Origin of the sequence: Pseudoalteromonas aliena (assembly GCF_038155085.1) — a bacterium.
Classification (GTDB): Bacteria; Pseudomonadota; Gammaproteobacteria; order Enterobacterales; family Alteromonadaceae; genus Pseudoalteromonas; species Pseudoalteromonas aliena_A.
In genome coordinates, this window is record NZ_JBAKAU010000228.1 from 1 (window position 1) to 215 (window position 215).

Consider the following 215-nt stretch of genomic DNA (forward strand, 5'->3'; position numbering starts at 1 on the left):
ATAACTGAACGGGGTATCGGTAACGGTATTTCAGTTATAATATTTGTTGGTATTGTAGCTAACCTGCCGTCTGCTATTGGTTCGACAGCCTAAATGGCGCGCCAAGGTGATTTGAATGTTTTTGTACTCTTAATGGTTGCGGTTATAGTATTCGCTGTTACTTATCTTGTAGTGTTTTTTGAGAGTGGGCAACGTCGTATTGTTGTTACCTACGC

General features: G+C 40.9%; 1 pseudogene. It reads left to right on the plus strand.

From position 1 onward, the window contains the following. Positions 1–215, plus strand: a pseudogene (gene secY / locus V6260_RS19180) (preprotein translocase subunit SecY); the annotation flags it as partial.